1 protein-coding gene is annotated in these 331 nt (G+C 73.1%); it reads left to right on the top strand.

Annotated features, from left to right (window positions below; translation table 11 throughout):
- Positions 1-331, top strand: a 331-nt coding sequence (locus tag ACOADB_RS24680) for an acyclic terpene utilization AtuA family protein (RefSeq protein WP_420281267.1), incomplete at both ends; no start/stop codon positions are given.

The following is a 331-nucleotide window of genomic DNA, read 5'->3' as shown; positions in this document are numbered from 1 at the left end:
GGAGGGCGCGTCGGTGCTGTTGCGCTGCATCGGCAAGGACCCGGAGGCCGGCCCGCTCGGCAAGCCGTTCACCGGCCCGGCCGTCGAGATCGCCCTGGCGTCGTACCCCGGCTTCACCATGACCACGCCGCCCCAGAAGCCCTCGCCGTTCGGCATCTACCGCCCCGAGTACGTCGACCGGTCGGCCGTGCAGCACACGGTGGTCCACGCCGACGGGACCCGCGAGGTGATCGCCGACCCGACGGAGTTCGTGGAGCAGGTCGCCCCCGAAGAGCTCGACCCGACGCTCGGCCTCCGCCCGTCGCCGTACCCCGCACCGACGGACACGATG

It is taken from the genome of Nocardioides sp. CPCC 206348, from assembly GCF_048654705.1.
Classification (GTDB): Bacteria; Actinomycetota; Actinomycetes; order Propionibacteriales; family Nocardioidaceae; genus Nocardioides.
This window is presented reverse-complemented; position numbering and strand designations above follow the sequence as displayed.